Genomic DNA, 19164 nt, shown 5'->3' with positions numbered 1-19164 from the left:
ATTTATGGGTCGGCTTTTTTTTGCCTTTGATTTGGCACGCGCCACCTGTAGGAGCGAGCTTGCTCGCGAAGATGGTCAACGATGACGCGGGCGTCCTGAATGACAGCGGCGCCCTCAGGTTTTTCGCGAGCAAGCTCGCTCCTACAGCAGGTCGGCCGGCGTACTTGAGGCCACAGGCGCCGCGCCTGGCACACCAATTTCGGTCGGCAAGCCATCCTCGGCGGCGACCACGTCACGTACCTGGTCCCAGTTGACCCGCAGGTTATTGGACAGGTCTTCGCGCTTGAGCAACGCATTGATAACCGCAGTGTGCTTGTCGACCACCGAGGGCGTACCGTCATCGTTCAACGGCGTGTGGGCTTCAAGGTAGACCTTGCCGCCGCTGCTGCCGAACTTGTACGCGTCGTTGATGATGCGCACTGACGTGCCCACCGGCACCATGCCCGCCATTTCCAACACGTTGTTATTGAACATGCGGAAGCAGCCGTGGCTGGTGCGCGTGCCGATCCCGAATTTCATGTTGGAGCCGTGAATCAGGTAACCCGGCGTGCCCAGGGTGAACTTGAACGGCCCCAGTGGGTTGTCGGGGCCGGCAGGCACCACATTGGGCAGCGGGTCACCGTTGGCGGCGTGCTCGGCCTTGATCGAGGCCGGTGGTGTCCAGGTCGGGTTGGGCGTCTTGGCGATGATACTGGTATGGGCAATCGGCGAGCCCCAGCCTTCCCGGCCAATACCCAGCGGGAAGGTATAGACGACGTTTTGGCCTTTGGGATAGTAGTAGAGCCGGTATTCCGCCAGGTTGATCACAATGCCTTCCCGCGGCCCGGGCGGCAGGATAAAGCGTGTGGGCAGCACAATCTCGGTGCCCGCGCCCGGCAACCAGGCATCGACGCCCGGGTTGGCCGCGACCATTTCCGAATAGCCCAGGTCGTAGGTGGTGCCAAGGTCAGCAAAGGTATCTTCGTACTTGGCCTTGATCACTTGGACCTGGCCGACAATGTCCTCACCGGGCGGCGGCAAGGGCAACTGCAAGGCCGCCGCCGAACCCGCCGCACAAAGCGCAGCAAGAGACAGGCAGCAGGTGACGACGGAAAGGCGCGACAACATCCGGAAAATCCTTCGCAAGACGACGGGTAGGGAAAAACTGATTGTATACGGCTTCGCAGCGCCAAGCTTCAAGCTGTTTTACAGCTCGAAGCGCAGCTCCGGCCAGATCGGCGGCGTGCCGCGCTTTTGCGATTCGAGAATCGCCCGGCATAACGGGCAGAGTCGCTGGTCTTGAAAAATCGAGCGGTTGACCGATGACCAGCGTGGCTGTGCGGGCAATAAAGTGCCGCAGAGCGTGCGGTCGATGGAGCCGCCCAGTTCCAATTGACGCGCCACCAAATGCACCCGCACTTCCTGGCAGGCGAACAGGTCCAGCTGCTCGTCCGGCTCGATCAGTTGGTAGTTAAACAGGGACCAGGCAGGGCGCGACATCGAGGGCTCCAAATCGGGGGGGCGCCACCTTAGCCGAAAGCCTGCCGGTAGAAAAGCGTCATAACAGCGGTTTTAGCGTTGGCCAGACATTTTCCAGCAACTTGCCTTGCGCCGCGACTGCCGGATGCAATTGATCAGCCTGCATCAGCTCTGGATGACCGCCCACGCCCTCAAGGAAAAACGGTACCAGAGGAATGTTTTTTTCCTTGGCCAATGCACCATAGACTTGTGCAAACGCGTTGGTGTATCGAGGCCCGTAATTGGGTGGCAACTGCATCCCCAGCAGCAGCACCTTGGCACCACCGGCCTTGGACTGGTCAATCATCGACGCAAGATTTTGTTTCAATTGCGCCGGCGGCTGGCCGCGCAAGCCATCGTTGCCACCCAACTCGATCACCACCACATCCGGTTTATGCGCCGCAAGCGCCGCCGGCAGCCGCGCGAGGCCTCCTGCACTGGTGTCGCCACTGATGGAAGCATTGACGACTTTATCGTCAAAACCCTCCTGCTTGAGCCGTTGCTCCAGCAACGCGACCCACCCTTTGCGGGTATCCAGGCCGAAACCGGCACTGATACTATCGCCAACGATCAGGACTGTACCCGCCGCTGCGTTCTGGGCCATGCACATCAAGGCCAGGCCAGCACTCAAAAACCACACTCGCATCGGATTCTCCATGGGCGCAAGCATTCTCACCGCGCGAAACCTTAGCAAAGTGGTTCCCAGCGCGGAAGGTGAACTGACTATCCTGCACGAACTGAGCCTGGAACTGAACAAGGGCGATAGCCTGGCTATCGTCGGCAGCTCCGGTTCCGGCAAATCCACCCTACTGGGCCTGCTGGCCGGCCTCGACCTGCCCAGCAGCGGCGAAGTCACCCTGGCCGGGCAAGCCCTGAGCACCCTCGACGAAGACCAGCGCGCACGCATCCGCGCCGAGCATGTGGGCTTCGTATTCCAATCCTTTCAGTTGCTCGACAGCTTGAACGCGCTGGAAAACGTGATGCTGCCGCTGGAGCTGGACGGTCGCCAGGACGCCCGCGAGCGAGCCAAACACCTGCTGGAGCGCGTAGGCCTGGGCCAGCGCCTGACCCACTCGCCTCGCCAGCTGTCCGGTGGCGAACAACAACGCGTGGCGATTGCCCGCGCGTTTGCCGCCGAACCGGATGTGCTGTTTGCCGACGAGCCCACCGGCAACCTCGACAGCCATACTGGCGAGCGCATCAGCGACCTGCTGTTCGAGTTGAATAAAGAGAGCGGTACGACCCTGGTACTGGTCACCCATGACGAGCGCCTGGCCCACCGTTGCCGACGCCTGATCCGCCTTGAAGCCGGCCTGATGGTCGCGCCCCTGGAGCCTTGATGGCACGTTTGCCGCTGTTGCGTCTGTTCAGCCTTGCCATGCGTCAGTTACTGCGCGACGCCCGCGCCGGTGAATTGCGCGTGCTGTTCTTTGCCCTGCTGGTGGCCGTGGCCGCCAGCACCGCCATCGGCTACTTTGGTGCGCGCCTCAACGGCGCCATGCTGCTGCGTGCCACCGAGTTCCTCGGCGCCGACCTGGTGCTCGAAGGCAGCTCGCCGGCCCGCCCCGAGCAAATCAAATCAGGGACCGAACTGGGCCTGGATCACGCCCGCATCGTGGAGTTCTCCAGCGTTATCGCCACCGACAATGGCATCCAGCTTTCCAGTATCAAGGCGGTCAACGAGCAGTACCCGCTGCGTGGCGAGCTTAAAAGCAGCACCGAGCCTTTCGGCGCTGAAGTTCCGGGCAGTGCCCCAAAACCCGGCGAAGCCTGGGTGGAAGCACGATTGCTGACGGCGCTGGACCTGAAAGTCGGCGACAGCATTGATGTCGGCATGAAAACCCTGCGCTTGGCGCGCATCCTGACCTATGAGCCCGACCGCGCCGGCAACTTCTACAGCCTCACGCCCAGGGTCATGATCAACCTGGCGGACCTGGACGCCACCGGTGTCGTGCAGCCAGGCAGCCGGGTGAGCTACCGCGAACTATGGCGTGCGCCGCAAGGCAGCACTGCGCTGCAAACCTATCGCGACCTGGTCAAACCGGGCCTGGCCGCCAACCAGCGCCTGCAGGACTCCCGCGATGGCAACCAGCAAATCGGCGGCGCGCTGGGCAAGGCCGAACGCTACCTGAACATGGCCAGCCTGGTGGCCGTGCTGCTGGCTGGCGTGGCCGTGGCGCTGTCGGCCAACCGCTTCGCCAGCCGACGTTTCGATGCCAGCGCGTTGTTGCGCTGCCTGGGCCTGTCGCGCCGTGAAGCGATGTTGTTGTTCACCCTGCAACTGAGTGTGCTGGGCTTGCTGGCGAGCCTGGCCGGCGCCCTGCTCGGCTGGCTGGCGCAGTTTGGCCTGTTCTATTTCCTGCACGACTTGCTCCCCGCCGACGTACCGCCGGGCGGGCTGCTGCCGGCCGTCGCCGGGATCGGTACCGGGCTGGTCGCCCTCGCCGGCTTCGCCCTCCCGCCGCTGGCCGCACTGGGCCGGGTACCACCGCTGCGGGTGTTGCGCCGCGATTTGCTGCCTATCCCCTCAAGCACTTGGATGGTTTACGGCGCGGCGCTGTTTGCCTTGGGCCTGATCATGTGGCGCCTGAGCCTGGACCTGGTATTGACCTTCGCATTACTCGGTGGCGGTGTGGTGGCTGCGTTGCTCCTGGGTGGCTTGCTGTTGCTGTTGCTGCAAAGCCTGCGACGGTTATTGGCTCGCGCCTCCCTGCCCTGGCGCCTGGGCCTGGGCCAGTTGTTGCGTCACCCGTTGGCGGCGGCAGGCCAGTCCCTGGCGTTTGGCTTGATCCTGTTGTCCATGGGGTTGATCGCGCTGTTGCGGGGCGAATTGCTCGACACCTGGCAAAACCAGCTGCCCAAGGATGCACCCAACTACTTCGCCCTGAATATCCTGCCGGCCGACAAGGACGCCTTTGGCGCCCGCCTGCTGGATGTCCAGGCGCAAGCGGCGCCGCTTTACCCGGTGGTACCAGGGCGCTTGATCAGCATCAATGGCGAACCGGTGCAGGAGATTGTCAGCAAGGACTCCAGCGGCGACCGTGCCACTCAACGCGACCTGAGCCTGACCTGGGCAGCCGACTTGCCAGCGGGTAACGTCCTGACGGCAGGTAGCTGGTGGTCGGCGCAACCCACTGATGGGGTTCCTGGCGTGTCGGTGGAAGCCAAAGTGGCCGAGAGCCTGAAGCTCAAGCTCAACGACCATCTGGTGTTCACCATCGGAGGGGAAAACCGTGAGGCGCGGGTCACCAGCCTGCGCACCATCAACTGGGATAACTTCCAGCCCAACTTCTTCATGATTTTCCAACCGGGCACCTTGAAGGATCTGCCCGCGACCTACCTCACCAGCTTCTATCTGGCTCCCGGCCATGACCAACAGATCGTCGACCTGTCACGGGCCTTCCCGGCGGTCACTATCCTGCAGGTCGAGGCCCTGCTGGAGCAATTGCGCAGCATCCTTGCCCAAGTGACCTTGGCGGTCGAATACGTGCTGTTGTTTGTACTCGCGGCGGGCATGGCGGTGTTGTTCTCTGGCCTGCAGGCCACCCTGGATGAACGAATCCGCCAGGGTGCATTGCTGCGCGCCCTGGGTGCCGAGCGTAAGTTGCTGGTCAAGGCCCGACGCATTGAGTTCGGCCTGCTGGGCGCCGTCAGCGGCTTGTTGGCGGCACTGGGCACCGAACTGGTGACCTGGGTGCTGTACCGCTACGCCTTTGACCTGGCGTGGCATCCCCACCCGTGGTTGTTACTGCTGCCCGTGATCGGTGCTTTGTTGATTGGCGCTGCCGGAGTGTTCGGCACGCGCCGTGCGCTGAATGCCAGCCCGCTGACCGTATTGCGCGAAGGCTGAAACCCGGATGGCACGTACCCAGCCAAGGTACGTGCCATCAGGCGGGCTTCACATATTCGATCTTGGTGATCCACCAGCACACCTCCCCGCCTGGGGTCTGTACGATTGCCTCGTCATCCACCTCCTTGCGCAGCAGGGCCCGTGCCATGGGTGAGTCGATGGAGATGTAATCCATGCGGTCGTAGATCTCGTCATAACCGACGATGCGAAAGCGCTTGGTCTCGCCCTGTTCGTTTTCGATTTCGACCCATGCGCCGAAAAACACCTTTCCCTCCTGCTCGGGCATGTACTCCACCACCCGCATGTCTTCCAGGCGTTTGCGCAGGTAACGCACGCGTCGGTCGATCTCGCGCAACAGCTTCTTGTTGTACTGGTAATCGGCGTTTTCACTGCGATCTCCCAGGGAGGCCGCCCAGGTCACTTTGCGCGTGGTATCCGGACGCTTTTCACGCCACAGGTAATCCAGCTCTTTTTTCAGCGCTTCATGACCTTCTTTGGTAATCAGCTTGGTACTCAAACGCTTGCATCCCCAGGCAATGTCCAATGGTGCCGTTATGCCAGGGCATCATGCCCAGGCAGCGGCTGGCTGGGACTGATGATAAATGAACCCTGGAAAGTATCCAGGCCGGCGCCCCATTACCTCACCCATGCCCCTCCAGCACTTGATCCAACTCAAGCAACGTGCCCTGCATACGCTGGCGCATACCCGACAACTGCAACATCATCATTGCCAGCTTCTCGGCCTTCTGGCTGACCTCCAAGCCCTGCTCCTGCAAATAGGCATGGCGCTGTTCAAGTTCACGGCCCTTCTCTTCCAGCTGGCTCTGCTGCTGTTGCAATCGCGCCTGCCACTGTTCGAGCATCTGTTCCTTCTCCAGTACTGCGCATTTTTTTTGCGTCAGTTCCTGGGCGACCTTGGCCAGGTTGCTCAGTGCGCTGTCCATTTCGAGCAAAGAGGTATGGTCCATCTGAGCAGGCGGGTCCAAGGGTTCGGGCTCAGGCTCAGGTGGGTCCAACCGCAGGTTGTCTGGCTCAAACTGACTGTCATTTTGTTCAACCAGAACCGGCGACGCAATGGTCTCAACCTGCTCCTGCGGTATCGCGACCAGCGACCGCGCCGGTTCCTCAACGGTGTCTTCATCCATAGGCTGCGGCGCAGTCGTGACTGAGCGCGGATTTCGCGGCGGCGCAACCATTTGCGACGAGAAGCGAATGGACGGCACGATCACTGCGCTGCTTTCGATCGCAGGCAACGCCGGGGCTGACATGCCCAGGGTGATGACCTTCATGACCAGAGCCTTCTTGATGATCACCGAGTGGTGATCCTCTGGCCTGGCCGGCGGTAACCGGCAGCCTTTCAAATCAATGAAATGAAAGGGAACCTGAGGTTCGGCAATGGGCGTCGTCTTCGAGCCAGCTGCGGCTGCCATCGTCAAGATCTGTTTGAAGACCTGCATGGCTAATTGCAGGTCTTCTTTGGAATCAACGCCTCCCAAGAAATACCGTTCAATCTTTTTACGCAGTGCCGCGATATAGACCCTGGAATGGCCGGGCTCGGCCTCCTCATCCAGGCTATACACCAGAAAGTTGGACGCCGTTTGCGTAACAGCAAACCCGCACAACAAGGCGCCGTTAACAGGCGTCCCTTCATCGTTGCGCTCAAGAACAAGAGTACGTAAAAGCATCATGGCAATCAGGCCTCATTACAAAAGAAAAAACCTTATATAAACATCCGATAAACATCTGGGCATTAATAAGTATTCAAAACAAAACAATTGTTTCAGCGAATTATCGGGTCGAACGTAGGATTCTTCTTATTAAGCATACTTCGCGTTCCCAAGCCTTCATATTGAACGTACCCTTTTTAAAGCACTTTTCCATACTGCCGGCCCCTCTCACACGCCCTGCAAAACTTATTCGGTAAAACCATGATCGAGATAAGCAACCTGACAAAACAGCTGGGCAAAACACGCGTAATCAGCAACGTGTCCTTCTGTGCCCAGCGCCAGGAGTGTATCGGCTTGCTGGGAGAGAGTGGTGCGGGAAAAACAACACTCCTGAGCTTGATCGCCGGGGCGATCAAGCCGACGGCCGGGCACATCACTGTTCAAGGTTTCAATACCCATACCCATTCAACTCAAGCCAAAAAGGTCATTGGCTATCAACTCCAAGGCGGCCTTGACCATCACACGATGTCCGTCAAACACATGCTCAATTTCATTGCTGCCATTCGCGGTTTGAGCGGGCTGGAAAAACGCAGCCAGGTGGCGCAGGTGGCCGCACGCCTGGAACTGCTGCCCGTACTCGACTGCCCCATCAGCGTACTTTCCCTTGGCTTGAAGCGCAGAGTGGCAATGGCCCAGGCGCTCCTGCATGCGCCAAGCCTGCTGCTGCTGGATGAACCCACAGAAGGCCTCTGTCCTGATCAACGCGTCAAGTTCCGGGCACTCATCCAGTCCCTGAACGAGGAAATGACCATCATCATCGCTTCCCGCCATTACCAGGAGCTGGCGGACATCTGCACCCGTGCCTTGGTTATGGCCGGTGGCCGCCTGGTGGCCGATGCCTCGCTGCCCGATTTACAGCGCAGCTCCCGGCATTTTCAGGCCGTCACCCTCGCAGCAGACACCCCGCTGGACTTGCTCGCGCTGGCCGTATTGCCCGGCGTCGCCGGCATCGAAGAAGACCGACATGCACCCGGCAAGGTGACGGTCCTGGCCATGCCTGGGCATTGCATATTTTCCGCAATCAACGCGCTTATCACCCATCGCGGCTGGAACATCACGTCAATGAATCTGGAGCCGGGTCGCCTGAACGATGTCGTTCACCATCTGAGCCAAGAGGTAACACCTTGAGACTGCTACCTGTCATTTTCAAACGACAACTGGCCAACTATGCCTGCGCGCCCAGCACCTATCTGAGCGTGGCGATTTTTCTCGCGCTATGCGCAGTGCTGGGGCTGCATTCCAGCCAATGGATGGAGCGCAACAGCAGCGATCTGCAGGCCTTTTTCGATCTGCATCCCTGGCTCTATCTCCTGCTGGTCCCCCTGTTATCGACGCAGTTGTGGTCGGATGAATCCAACGTCAGCTTTTACGACACCCTGAATGCCTTGCCTGTCACCTCAGTGGAACGAGTGATCGGCAAATTTATCGCAGCATGGACTGTCTGTGGCATTGCGCTGATGCTTAACTTCCCCTTGGTAATTGCCGTAAATTATCTGGGCACGCCTGACAATAGCGTTATCGCTTCGCAGTTCCTGGCCAGTTGGTTGCTGGCGGGAAGTTATCTTTCCGTGGGTTGCTTCATCTGTGTACTTGCGAACCAACGCCTGCTGATTTTCTTTTTCACCCTCGGCTTGTTGCTGACCGCCAGTGGGCTTTCGTCAGTACTGGATGCACTTGAACAACAAGCACCGATATGGGTTATCGACAGTTTGATGTCCCTGGATCCCATTGCCCGCTTCAGCGCGATGGATAACGGCAGACTCACACTGCATGACAGCCTGTACTTTATCAGCATGATCGTTGCTTTTCTGTTTGCAACCACCCTAACACTCAACTACAAAAGCAGTTGAGAAAAGGAAGACCACTGATGGGATCCGCTTTTCGTGCGGGTATGACACTTCTCGTCATATCACTGCTGTTTCTGGCACTCAATCTAGTCTGGGTACCCAAACTACCTACTGCCCAATGGGACTTTTCCCAAGAAAAAATCCATACGTTATCCCCAGCAACGCGGCAACTACTTGCCTCACTTGAAAGCCCACTGGATCTGTATTACTTCAATACCCTCCATGCGCCGCAAAAAAGCCAGGCATTAGAACGTTATGGTCGACGCGTCGAAGACGTGCTCAAGGCGTTCGAAAAAGCGGCAAACGGCATGATCAACTTACATATCATTAACCCCGCTCCCTTTTCTGAAGACGCCTACAAAGCCAGCTTGTTCGGGCTTGATGACACACAAGGATTTCTTGGTCTTATCGGCACCCGCGCTGGCCAGGGCGCCCAACGCATCGAAGCGTTCCGCCCTGAGCACGAGTCATTACTTGAATATGAGATCAGCCACCTGATCTCTAAGTTGGGGCATCCTGAGCGTGCCACTGTCGGCCTGCTGTCGGGCCTGTCGCTGGATAAACCGGGCAGCGAGCTGCTGGCGTTGATGCGCGAGCAATTCAATGTGGTGGAACTGGCGGCGAACATTGCTCAGGTACCGCCATCCATCGCGACATTGATGGTCATACAGCCGCACGCCTTACCTGAGCGGGCCTTATATGCCATTGAGCAATCGGTATTGAAAGGCACCCCGTTGATGATGTTCATCGACCCCGTGAGCGAGATAGGCGCTGACGCCGTGTCAGCGAACGCGAGAATGGAGGGGCTGCTGAACGCTTGGGGCATCCAGATGCCGGAGGACAAGCTGTTGATCGACAATCTTTATGCCTCATCAGCCACGCCCGGTCCGGGAATGCCCCGGGTACTGCACCCGGCCCGGCTACACCTGCCGCGACAGGCCATGGCCACGACAGATATCAGCACCTGGGGGCTGGACAGCGTCATCGTCTCAAGCAGTGGCGCACTTTCGCTAGCGCCCAAAAGCCGCTCACTGTTGACCCCGCTTCTACTGAGCTCAGGGCAATCGGCCCTGTTGAACGCCAAACGCTTTGCCTCGGCGACGACATTCGACTCGCTCATCGATGAAACGGCAACTTCAGGGCAGCGCCATGTAATCGCGGCGCGCGTTGAGGGGCCCGCCTACTCAGCGTTTCCCGACGGCTTCAAGGGCCAGCCGCCCGGGCTGCAAAAAGCAGAACTGATTCAGATGGTAGTCGTGGCCGACACTGACCTGCTAGCGGACACTCTCAGCCAGGCACGACCCAACGGCAACGCGCAGTTTGTATTGAACACATTGGATAACCTGGCGGCGCCCGACGCACTCAAACGCATTCGACCCCGTGTCATGCACCAACCGTTGCACAGGCTGGATCAGATGCGGGACCAAGCCGCGCAGGCGTATCGGAAAAATTCGGTTGAGCTGGAGCGACGACTTGAGCAGACGGAGCAAGCATGGCGAAAGTTGAACCCACTGCACACACGGCTTATCACCCAAGCGGTGGATACCAGTACCCAGTTGCAGGCACTGAACAAGGAGCGCCTGCAACTGCCCATCGAGTTGCATGCATTCAAGGCGCAGGCCTATGCCCCGGTGCAGCGTTTCGAGCGACAGCTGAGAGGGCTGATAATCGTGCCCCTTCCGCTGCTGTTGTGCCTGATTGCCTGGTTACTTTTCCTACACCAGCGCCGGCGTCGTACCCCCGCGATCTTTCACTAATCGCTCACCGACGAGCAATCAGCCCTTGCCGGGCAATGCGCGTCAGTTGGTGGATCACCTCATGGGCATTGCTGGCACTCGGTGCCTGAATCACTGCCAGGTCGAAACTGTCGCTGGCAAAACGGGCCAGGGAATCGCCGTCTTCAACAAACTGGATCAGGAACGCCGAGGGCCGACCGGAACGACGTGGCCAGCCGTCCAGATAGCGCAGCAGTGTCGGCTGGTGCTTGCCGCCCAGCAGGATTTTCGGATTGCGTTGCGTCAGGTCCGCGGTGATCGGGGCCAGGCGTATGAGGGGGCGTAGTGCATTCATCGTGTCGTGTCTCTGCCTCAAAAGTCTGCGGGCAGGTGAGAGGCAACACCGAACCAGCGCTTTAGCGGTATTTCGAAGAACGCCCTGCGTGAGCAAGCGTGCTTCTGTCGGGCTGCATTGAGACCCAGTGGCGCCCCGCAATTAGCTGTTTAAATCGGCGCATGAGCAGCATCCTAGAGAAGCCGGTGGGGCAGTGTCAAGAATCCCGGGCAACGAAAAGGCCCGCATCAGCGGGCCTTTTGTGCAGCTTGCAAAACGATCAGTGAGTGATCGCGCGGTCGACAGACAATTTGCCCGCACCTTCCAGCAACACCGCCAGCGCGCCACCGAGCAACGCCAGTGCGAACTCATAACCGTTGTTGGCCATGAACAGCCCGTTGTGGATGTGTACAGAGAAAATCGCCACCAGCGTCAGGAAGGTCAGGCCCAATGCAGCAGGACGAACCAGCAAACCGATGATCAGGGCCAGGCCGGCGAAGAACTCGGTACCGCCCGACAGCAGCGCCATCAGCGTACCCGGCGCCAGGCCGATGCTTTCCATCCATTGTGCGGTGCCCGCCAGGCCACCACCGCCAAACCAGCCGAAGAGTTTTTGCGAGCCGTGGGCAGCGAAGATGATGCCGACGAAGATGCGCAGAATAGTCAGGCCATAACCGGCGCGAGTGGACAGTACACGGGTAATCATTGGGCTCATGGGGTTAAATCCTTTTCCAGGTAGGGGTTGGTTGGCCGCTATATTAATCAGTTTAAGCAATGATAAAAGCCGAAATATCGCCTAATTAATATCTAACAATTCGATTATTTGCGCGAGGCAATTTTAGCAGCTACCGGCTCAAGGGACTCCCGCTCCCGATCGAACGCCAAATAATACTTGTTGACGCTATTAACATAGCTGACGCCGCCCATCCCTACCTGCTCCATGGCAATGCGTTCAACCTGGAAGAACCACTGATTGGGGTTAAGCCCGCGGCGCTTGGCCTCGGTGCGCATGCCTTGCACTCGCTCCGGCCCCATGTTGTACGCCGCCAGCATAAAGGCCATGCGCTCGCGCTCATTGAGCTTGGGGCTGGCGAAAAACTTGCGACGGATCATCGCCAGGTAACGTGCCCCCGCTTGCACGTTATTGTCGAGCGTCTCGATATTGTTGATCCCCACCCGCTGGGCCGCCGACGGCGTGATCTGCATCAGGCCGGTGGGGCCGCCGCTGTTGCGTGCACCTGGGTCCAGGGAAGACTCCTTGAACGCCAACGCCGCCAGGTTCAGCCAGTCCATACCTTGCTCACGCGCATGTTTTTGCAAAACCGGGCGCAGTTTTTCCAGGCGCTGGCGGTCAGCCCGCGCCAATGGGTTACGGACCTGGTAGAGGCGTCGATAGATACGCTGGAAGGCCACATCCTGGTCGGAAGGCGTGTGATAGGTCTTGATAAACCGATCAATGCTGGCGCGCAGCATCGACGCGTCCTGGCGTACAAACCAGAACTCGTCGCCCGGCTCGCTGATCACCACCTGCTTGTCAAAGCGCAACTTGGGCAGGATTTTCGACCAGCGTTGGGCAATCGGTTTTTCCACGATCGTCAGGTGAAAAATCCCCGCCTGCACCATCTCCAGGACGTCTTCCACCGCCAGGCTGGGGTCAACCCATTCCACTTTCACCGGTGGACGCTTGTGCAGGGCCAGCTTTTGATTGACCTGACTGATGGCATCCGCCGCCGCACTGCCCGTGGTCAGCGTCACCGTGCGCCCCGACAGTTGCTCCAGCTTGGTAAAGCGTCGCTCACCCTTGACGCCCACCAACCACAACGGCACATCGCTGACAATCGGGGCGCTGGCGCTGACCTTGTGCACGCCCTTCACATCCAGCAACTCACCGGGTGCCACCAGGTCGCCTTCACCACGGGCCAGCGCGCCGAGTAACTGGTCCTTGGCCTTGGGGATGATCTTGAGGTTGATGGCCTGCCCATCACGGGCATGGCCGTTGAGGTATTGCTCGAAGGCGCGCAACCGGTGGTATTCGACGCCGATGGCCTGGCCCTGCACTTCACCGGAACTGTTGCGGCTCTGGTTGACCAAGACGCGCAGGGTGCGGCTGGAGCGAATTTGCGCCAGGTCACGGACCTTGCCGGGCTTGGTCACTTGCAGCGGCCCATCCAGACGTGCGACCGCCGCCATGGGCAGCCATAACGTCAGGCACAACATAAGCAACGCCGAGGGTCGGATCATCCGCTCTCCGGAAAGAAAACTGGCCAGCGCCTGCGCAAATAACGCAGTGCTGGTGGTCAGAAACAGAGCGCTTTATGCGCTGGCAAGGCGTGCAACGGCGCCACGGTGGCAGGCAATCGGCCCACCACAATGTCGCTTGCGACGTTCAAAGACAGCGTTAACGCATTGTAGTTCTTGGTTTTTCTTATCAATCTACAGCTCTGATATGCTTTCCGGCCGCAGGCGGAGATAGCACCATGCAACTCATTGATATTGGCGTCAACCTGACCAACCCCAGTTTCGACGAGAGGCACATGGCCGTTCTCGAACGCGCCTACGCCGCTGGCGTGCAGCAATTGGTACTCACCGGCACCAGCGTCGAGGGCAGTGAACAGGCCCAGCAACTGTGTGTAAAACTCGACGAAAGCGGCCAACGCCTGTTCAGCACCGCCGGCATTCACCCCCACTCTGCCAGCGACTGGAACAGCGACAGCGCCCAACGTCTGCGCAGCTTGCTGGGCGACAGCCGAGTGCGCGCCGTGGGTGAATGCGGGCTGGATTTCAACCGGGACTTCTCCCCTCGCCCCCAGCAGGAAAAAGTCCTCGAAGAACACCTGGCCCTGGCGGTCGAGCTGCAACTGCCGGTATTTCTCCATGAGCGCGATGCCAACCAGCGTCTGCTGGAGATCCTCAAGGACTACCGCGACCACCTGCCAGCCGCCGTGGTGCACTGCTTCACCGGTGAACAGGCAGCGCTGTTCAGCTACCTGGACCTGGACTTGCACATTGGCATCACGGGTTGGATCTGCGACGAACGCCGTGGCACTCATCTGCATCCGCTGGTCAGGGAAATTCCCCGAGGCCGTCTGATGCTGGAAAGCGATGCGCCCTACCTGCTGCCACGCACCCTGCGCCCCAAGCCGAAGAATGGTCGCAATGAACCGGCGTACCTGCCCGAAGTACTGCGCGAAGTGGCCCTGCACCGTAACGAAACGATGGAAGACCTGGCGCTGCACAGCACCGCCTGCGCCCGGCGCTTTTTCGGTTTGCCTGCCGTGGATTAATGCAGCGCATTGACCCATGTCAAAAGCGCTTTTCTGAATAGCGGCACAATAATGGCACCTTGCCAATACTGTTTCCGCTATCAGAGAAAACCTTCCATGGGTGCCTGGCTTAGCAATATCTCGCTCAAATACAAATTCTGGGCCGTCAATGCGGTCGCCTTCATCACCACCCTGTTGCTGGTGCTGTACGCCGTACAGCTTGAACAACAGGCGCGCAGCCAGGCGTCGCAGGCATCGGCCCAGGCCCAGGGGCGCATGCTCAGCGCCTGGCCAGCCGACAAAACCTTGCCCACGGGTGAGCACTGGCTCACCTTTGCCAAAGGCCAGATCCCCCAGGATCTGCCCGCCCTGAGCACTGCCAACGGCTGGACTGAACTCAACCCCATGCCGTTGTTCGGCGAAAACCCGCTGATCGGCGCCGAAGTGATCAGCCGGGCCGACGGCCAGCAGGTCGCAGTCCTGGCCTACGCGCCGAGCCTGAGCCAGGTGTTCCGTGACCGCTTCACTCATTACGCCGTCGCTGTGGCAGTGCTGATGCTGGCCATGCTCGGCGCCTCGCAGTTGTTGATCCGTTTTCTGCTCAGCCAACTCAACACCCTCAAGGATGTGATGCTGCACGTTGAAAAAACCGGCGACCTCTCGGCGCGGGTGCCATTGGCCTGCAAGGATGAAGTCGGCCAGATGGCCAGTGCCTTCAACGCCATGCAAGCCGGCTACCAGCGGGTGGTCAATACCGTGGCCCGCACCGCCCGGCAACTGGACGACGGCGCCGCACGCCTGGCTAGCAGCATGAACGAGGTACAACACGGCATGCTCGGCCAGCAGAGCGAAACCGACCAGGCCGCCACCGCCATCAACGAAATGACCGCCACCGTCTACCACATCGCCCAGCACGCAGGCGCCACCCGTGACTTGTCCCAGTCCGCCGACACCCTCGCCGGCAGCGGCCAGGCTGTGGTCACTCGGGTGCAGCGTTCGATCGCCGGGCTGTCCAGTGGCGTACAGCAGACCGCCGAAATGATCCAGAAACTGGCTGAAGACAGCCAGAAAATCAACGGCGTGGTCGGGGTGATCCACAGCATCGCCGAACAGACCAACCTGCTCGCCCTCAACGCCGCCATCGAAGCCGCCCGCGCCGGGGAAATGGGCCGCGGTTTCGCGGTGGTCGCCGACGAAGTGCGCAACCTGGCCAAGCGCGTGCAAAGCTCCACCGACGAAATCACCCGCATGGTCTCGGCACTGCAAGCCGGCACCCGCGACGCCGTGGACTTCATGCAGGAAAGCTCATTCAAGGCCGATGACTGCGTGCAGCAGGCCCAGGAAGCTGGCATCGCGCTGGCTGAAATTACCGGGGCCGTGGCACAGATGCGCGAAAGCAACACCCAGATTGCCGTGGCCGCCGAGCAACAAAGCCATGTCGCCGAAGAAATGAACCGCGCCGTGGTGAGCATTCGCGATGTGACCGAAAACACCGTGCATCAAACCGTGGCATCAGCGACTACCAGCAATGAACTGGCGACGCTGGCTGGGGAGTTGAGCAAGGCGATTGGGCAGTTGAAGTTGTAAGACTGTTCCAGCTGTAATCCGACTCCTACGACCAAGCCTCGGTTTACCTGAGGTTAAGACGAAACTTCCTCGCCCCTCTCGCGAATAACGCCGACTTCTTTTACCTGACAACCGCTGCAAAGTCCCTCGCCTGATCAAACAGTGCGAGGGATTGCAGATGGTGGTTTTCGTTAAAGCCCTAATGGATGGGGCTGTCTCTTGATCTCGGTGTTGGCCAACCTGGTGCTGGTGCCGATGGATCCCGAAGCGCCGAAGGTTGAGCGCGTATTTGCGGATTTCCGCACCTGCCTGAATACCTTTGATACGTGGGCCGACAGCTTTTTAAGTGGTTCGGCACTTAGTGTGGAGCAGGTATTCAAGGTGGGAGAACAGGTCGCACTGGTCGCGCCGGCTTCTTCCAAAAAAACCAGTCGCACGGTCGCTCAATGCAAAGCCCAGGGCGGGCTGACCCTGGTGCATCTGTTCGAAAGCACGCAGTTCGTGCCCATCGGCAACACGCCTGTGATGCTGCAAGCCGTTGCTCGGGACGGCAGCCCGGTAGGTGCGCCACTGCATCGCACCATTGGCCCCAGCGGCATTCTTGAAGTCAACGACTGTACCCGCGACCAGACGTACGAAATCACCTTTTACCCCAACGTTTCCAAGGCTCACGTCCAGGCGCTGTATGCGTCCTATGAGTCTGTGATCGCCGGGCTGGAAGCGGATTTGCGCAAGGCCTGGGCCGAGTACTTCAAGCCTCGATGGGCAGACTTTGCCAAAGCGCCTGCTTACAAGCGCAGTGCGTTACAGGGCATGGCCTTTGCTGCCGGGCTTGGCGGCGCGCTTTATAACCTGTGGGACAACATCACCGAGCTGTACGACCTGCTCGCCAATCTCAAATCCAACAGCGAAAAGTTGCTGAAGTACCTGTCCGAAGCTGAGCTGAAGGCGCTGCTCAAGCTGGGCAAAGACACGCTGGCCAAGGGGTTGCTGGTACTCAGTGATGAGCCGCTGTTGTTTATCTACCTGTCGGCGCTGGTGGCCTGGGTACGCATGCTGCCGCCACCTGACATGTACGAACTGCTGGGTGAAATCACCGGCGAAGTCTTGATCAATCTACTGCTGATCTGGGCCACGCGAGGCATTGGGGTCCAGCTGCGCCTGGGTGCTCAGATCCTTAGTGGCGTCAAGTCCGGCCGGGCGCGGGCGTTGTTGGAATTGCTGGCCAAGCAGGTGACGGGGCCTCGGCTGGAAGCTCATGTCGAGGTCGCCAAGCCGGTGTTGCTGAGCAATGCGGCGACGCCGGTCAAGGCCGTGCCAGTGGTTCCATTGAAGGCCGGCGACACGCTGGTTTCGAACCCGGTGCCGGTGGTTCGCAACAAGACCCGACAGACCGTGTTGGTCCGTCAGGAACACGTCGATGATCTGCCTGCCGTGGCGTCGAATCCGAAAGGGGATGCGACGGCGCCAGCGGACAAGACGGTCACCAACGGCTGCCCGGTGTCGATGGTCACCGGGGAAGAATTGCTCACCCTCACCGATGGCGCGCTGGACGGGGTTTTGCCGTTTGAGTGGACGCGGCTGTATCGCACCAGTGCGGTGGATGTGGATTGCGGGTTGGGGTTTGGCTGGAGTCATGCGCTGGCGCACAGGCTTTGTCTGTCGGGCGATTCGGTGGTGTGGACCGACCATGAGAACCGCTCGACTACCCTGCCCTTGCCCACATCTGCCCGACCCGCGATCACCAATAGCCTGGCGGAAGCAGCGATCTACTTGGGCTCGGCTCCTGATGAGTTAGTGCTGGCCCAGGCGTCGCGGTTCTATCACTTTCGCGATGGTGTGCTGGTCTCGATCAGCGATGCGTATGACAACCGGCTGCGCATTTGCCGTGATCCCTCCGGGCGGATTGAGCGGCTGGATAACGGTGCTGGCCGCTCGCTGCTGCTGCGTTATGAATTGGATCGCATCGTGGCGGTGGACTACCAGGTTCATCGTGCCAAAGGCCGTGATCCCTACGTGTGGGAGACCGAGCAGAACGTCGTTTCCTACGCCTATGACGAAGATGGACGACTGGTTTGCGCGACCAATGCTGTCGGTGAAAGCGAGCGTTATCGGTACGACGATCAGCACGTCATTCTTGAACGCCAACTGGCCGGTGGGGCGAGTTTCTTCTGGGCGTGGGAACGATCTGGCAAAGCGGCGCGGTGTGTCCGGCATTGGGCGAGTTTTTCCCAGATGGACACGCGCTATGCCTGGGGGGATGACGGCCGTGTCACCGTGCATAACGCCGATGGCAGCCAGGAAGTGTATGTCCATGACCAGCGGGCGCGGTTGGTGCAGCGCATCGATCCGGACGGCGCGCAGCATTTCAAATCCTACAATGCCGAGGGGCGGCTGACCGTCGAACAGGATCCGCTGGGCGCGGTGACGGCGTATCAGTACGACGAAGCCGGACGCTTGGTGGCGTTGTTTCCGGGGGATGACGAGCCGACATCTTACGAGCATGACAACGGCTTCGTAAGGGTTGTAAGGCGCGGTGAGGCGGTTTGGAAATATGAGCGCAATGACCAGGGTGACGTCATCCGCAAGATTGATCCGGATGGCAGCGCGATCGACTACAGCTACAACAAACACGGGCAACTGACGGGGGTTTGGTACCCGGATCACAGTTGCCATCGGCTGGTGTGGAATGAGCGTGGGCAGTTGCTTGAGGAGCAATTGCCCAATGGTGGGATCAAGCGTTATCGCTATGACGACCTCGGAAGGCAAATCGCCCGTGAGGATGAGCACGGCGCGCAAACAGTCTTTGAATGGGACAGCGTCGGTCGGCTGATTCGCCTCGTCTTGCCAGGCGGCGCCACACGCGAATTCAGCTACAACCCCTACGGCAAAATCATCGCCGAACGCGACGAACTCGGCCACGTCACCCGCTACGAATACGAAGGTGGCCTGCACCTGATCAGCCGCCGTCTCAACGCCGACGGCACCCAGGTCAAGTACCGCTACGACAACACACGGCTGCTGCTCACCGAGATCGAAAACGAAGCCGGCGAAACCTACCAACTCGACTACCACCCCAACGGCCTGATCCGCCAGGAAACCGGCTTCGACGGCCAGCGCACCGCCTACGCCTACGACCTCAACGGCAACCTGCTGGAGAAATCCGAATACGGCGACGATGGCAGTCAGCTCATCACCCGTTACGAGCGCGACCACGCCGGGCGCCTCGTAAGAAAAACCCTGCCCGACAGCAACGTTGTCGACTACGCCTACGACCGCCAAGGCAACCTCCTCAGCGTCGAAGACGGTCACTGGGCGTTGGCCTACGAATACGACCGCCAAAACCGCCTGACCGCCGAGCACCA

General features: G+C 59.8%; 16 protein-coding genes and 1 pseudogene. 9 read left to right on the top strand and 8 right to left on the bottom strand.

The window, feature by feature from the left end; translation table 11 throughout:
• Positions 1-26: 26 nt before the first annotated feature.
• Positions 27-146: pseudogene (locus tag E1K68_RS28145) on the top strand (outer membrane lipoprotein carrier protein LolA); the annotation flags it as partial.
• Here the strand turns inward: E1K68_RS28145 and E1K68_RS09105 are convergent.
• The 3 genes from E1K68_RS09105 to E1K68_RS09095 all read right to left on the bottom strand — a co-directional run bounded on the left by E1K68_RS09105 (position 142) and on the right by E1K68_RS09095 (position 2143).
• Positions 142-1107: a L,D-transpeptidase family protein gene (locus E1K68_RS09105; RefSeq protein WP_003189867.1), complete on the bottom strand. Its 966-nt coding sequence runs from the start codon at positions 1105-1107 to the stop codon at positions 142-144. The pseudogene E1K68_RS28145 and the gene E1K68_RS09105 sit on opposite strands and share 5 nt — an antisense overlap.
• 78 nt (positions 1108-1185) lie before the next feature.
• Positions 1186-1479: a hypothetical protein gene (locus E1K68_RS09100; protein WP_003189866.1), complete on the bottom strand. Its 294-nt coding sequence runs from the start codon at positions 1477-1479 to the stop codon at positions 1186-1188.
• Positions 1480-1537: 58 nt separating this feature from the next.
• Positions 1538-2143, bottom strand: coding sequence for an arylesterase (locus tag E1K68_RS09095; RefSeq protein ID WP_003189865.1), 606 nt, complete (start codon positions 2141-2143; stop codon positions 1538-1540).
• Positions 2144-2153: 10 nt separating this feature from the next.
• Between E1K68_RS09095 and E1K68_RS09090 the strand changes: the two genes are divergently transcribed.
• Positions 2154-2837: an ABC transporter ATP-binding protein gene (locus E1K68_RS09090; RefSeq protein WP_003189864.1), complete on the top strand. Its 684-nt coding sequence runs from the start codon at positions 2154-2156 to the stop codon at positions 2835-2837.
• Positions 2837-5347 carry an ABC transporter permease gene (locus E1K68_RS09085; protein ID WP_003189863.1) on the top strand — a complete coding sequence of 837 codons (2511 nt, stop codon included), beginning with the start codon at positions 2837-2839 and terminating at the stop codon, positions 5345-5347. Before E1K68_RS09090 ends, E1K68_RS09085 begins: the two co-directional genes overlap by 1 nt.
• Positions 5348-5384: 37 nt before the next feature.
• Here the strand turns inward: E1K68_RS09085 and greB are convergent, their stop codons facing one another.
• Positions 5385-5864, bottom strand: a complete 480-nt coding sequence (greB, locus tag E1K68_RS09080; RefSeq protein ID WP_032897540.1) for a transcription elongation factor GreB — start codon at positions 5862-5864, stop codon at positions 5385-5387.
• A 124-nt stretch (positions 5865-5988) separates the two neighbouring features.
• Complete coding sequence (locus E1K68_RS09075) at positions 5989-7035, bottom strand: hypothetical protein (RefSeq protein WP_003189860.1); 1047 nt, start codon at positions 7033-7035, stop codon at positions 5989-5991.
• A 240-nt stretch (positions 7036-7275) separates the two neighbouring features.
• Here E1K68_RS09075 and E1K68_RS09070 point away from each other — a divergent pair, with 240 nt between their 5' ends.
• The 3 genes from E1K68_RS09070 to E1K68_RS09060 are packed head-to-tail and all read left to right on the top strand — an operon-like array spanning position 7276 to position 10678.
• Positions 7276-8202, top strand: a complete 927-nt coding sequence (locus tag E1K68_RS09070) for an ABC transporter ATP-binding protein (protein ID WP_003189858.1) — start codon at positions 7276-7278, stop codon at positions 8200-8202.
• A complete protein-coding gene (locus tag E1K68_RS09065) occupies positions 8199-8924 on the top strand; it encodes a hypothetical protein (protein ID WP_003189857.1) in 726 nt (241 codons plus the stop codon). The genes E1K68_RS09070 and E1K68_RS09065 overlap by 4 nt, the downstream gene beginning before the upstream one ends.
• Before the next feature lie 17 nt (positions 8925-8941).
• Complete coding sequence (locus tag E1K68_RS09060; protein WP_003189854.1) at positions 8942-10678, top strand: Gldg family protein; 1737 nt, start codon at positions 8942-8944, stop codon at positions 10676-10678.
• A 4-nt stretch (positions 10679-10682) separates the two neighbouring features.
• Here the strand turns inward: E1K68_RS09060 and E1K68_RS09055 are convergent, their stop codons facing one another.
• The 3 genes from E1K68_RS09055 to E1K68_RS09045 all read right to left on the bottom strand — a co-directional run bounded on the left by E1K68_RS09055 (position 10683) and on the right by E1K68_RS09045 (position 13211).
• On the bottom strand, positions 10683-10991 hold the full coding sequence (locus E1K68_RS09055; protein ID WP_003189853.1) for a hypothetical protein: 309 nt from the start codon (positions 10989-10991) through the stop codon (positions 10683-10685).
• A 259-nt stretch (positions 10992-11250) separates the two neighbouring features.
• Positions 11251-11685: a DoxX family protein gene (locus E1K68_RS09050; RefSeq protein ID WP_003189852.1), complete on the bottom strand. Its 435-nt coding sequence runs from the start codon at positions 11683-11685 to the stop codon at positions 11251-11253.
• Between the two features lie 104 nt (positions 11686-11789).
• Entirely contained in the window at positions 11790-13211 is a 1422-nt protein-coding gene (locus E1K68_RS09045; protein WP_212613990.1) for a transglycosylase SLT domain-containing protein, read from the bottom strand.
• A 236-nt stretch (positions 13212-13447) separates the two neighbouring features.
• On the opposite strand from E1K68_RS09045, the gene E1K68_RS09040 reads away from it, so the two are divergent.
• The 3 genes from E1K68_RS09040 to E1K68_RS09030 all read left to right on the top strand — a co-directional run.
• Entirely contained in the window at positions 13448-14254 is an 807-nt protein-coding gene (locus E1K68_RS09040; RefSeq protein WP_212613989.1) for a TatD family hydrolase, read from the top strand.
• Between the two features lie 96 nt (positions 14255-14350).
• The gene (locus E1K68_RS09035; RefSeq protein WP_212613988.1) at positions 14351-15820 is read left to right on the top strand and encodes a methyl-accepting chemotaxis protein; all 1470 of its coding nucleotides are present in this window, start codon (positions 14351-14353) and stop codon (positions 15818-15820) included.
• 198 nt (positions 15821-16018) lie between these two features.
• On the top strand, positions 16019-19164 hold a 3146-nt coding region (locus tag E1K68_RS09030), incomplete at its 3' end, for a DUF6531 domain-containing protein (RefSeq protein WP_212613987.1).

The organism is Pseudomonas sp. B2021, assembly GCF_018135665.1.
Taxonomy (GTDB): domain Bacteria; phylum Pseudomonadota; class Gammaproteobacteria; order Pseudomonadales; family Pseudomonadaceae; genus Aquipseudomonas; species Aquipseudomonas lactis.
Note: the sequence above shows the minus strand (reverse complement) of the source record. Positions and strands in the feature narration are given on the sequence as shown.

Excerpts from the sequence above, each read along its gene's own strand:
- E1K68_RS09105 (WP_003189867.1), bottom strand. The coding sequence starts at position 1,107 with ATGTTGTCGCGCCTTTCCGTCGTCACCTGCTGCCTGTCTCTTGCTGCG.
- E1K68_RS09100 (WP_003189866.1), bottom strand. The coding sequence starts at position 1,479 with ATGTCGCGCCCTGCCTGGTCCCTGTTTAACTACCAACTGATCGAGCCG.
- E1K68_RS09095 (WP_003189865.1), bottom strand. The coding sequence starts at position 2,143 with ATGCGAGTGTGGTTTTTGAGTGCTGGCCTGGCCTTGATGTGCATGGCC.
- E1K68_RS09090 (WP_003189864.1), top strand. The coding sequence starts at position 2,154 with ATGGGCGCAAGCATTCTCACCGCGCGAAACCTTAGCAAAGTGGTTCCC.
- E1K68_RS09085 (WP_003189863.1), top strand. The coding sequence starts at position 2,837 with ATGGCACGTTTGCCGCTGTTGCGTCTGTTCAGCCTTGCCATGCGTCAG.
- E1K68_RS09075 (WP_003189860.1), bottom strand. The coding sequence starts at position 7,035 with ATGATGCTTTTACGTACTCTTGTTCTTGAGCGCAACGATGAAGGGACG.
- E1K68_RS09070 (WP_003189858.1), top strand. The coding sequence starts at position 7,276 with ATGATCGAGATAAGCAACCTGACAAAACAGCTGGGCAAAACACGCGTA.
- E1K68_RS09060 (WP_003189854.1), top strand. The coding sequence starts at position 8,942 with ATGGGATCCGCTTTTCGTGCGGGTATGACACTTCTCGTCATATCACTG.
- E1K68_RS09055 (WP_003189853.1), bottom strand. The coding sequence starts at position 10,991 with ATGAATGCACTACGCCCCCTCATACGCCTGGCCCCGATCACCGCGGAC.
- E1K68_RS09050 (WP_003189852.1), bottom strand. The coding sequence starts at position 11,685 with ATGAGCCCAATGATTACCCGTGTACTGTCCACTCGCGCCGGTTATGGC.
- E1K68_RS09045 (WP_212613990.1), bottom strand. The coding sequence starts at position 13,211 with ATGATCCGACCCTCGGCGTTGCTTATGTTGTGCCTGACGTTATGGCTG.
- E1K68_RS09040 (WP_212613989.1), top strand. The coding sequence starts at position 13,448 with ATGCAACTCATTGATATTGGCGTCAACCTGACCAACCCCAGTTTCGAC.
- E1K68_RS09035 (WP_212613988.1), top strand. The coding sequence starts at position 14,351 with ATGGGTGCCTGGCTTAGCAATATCTCGCTCAAATACAAATTCTGGGCC.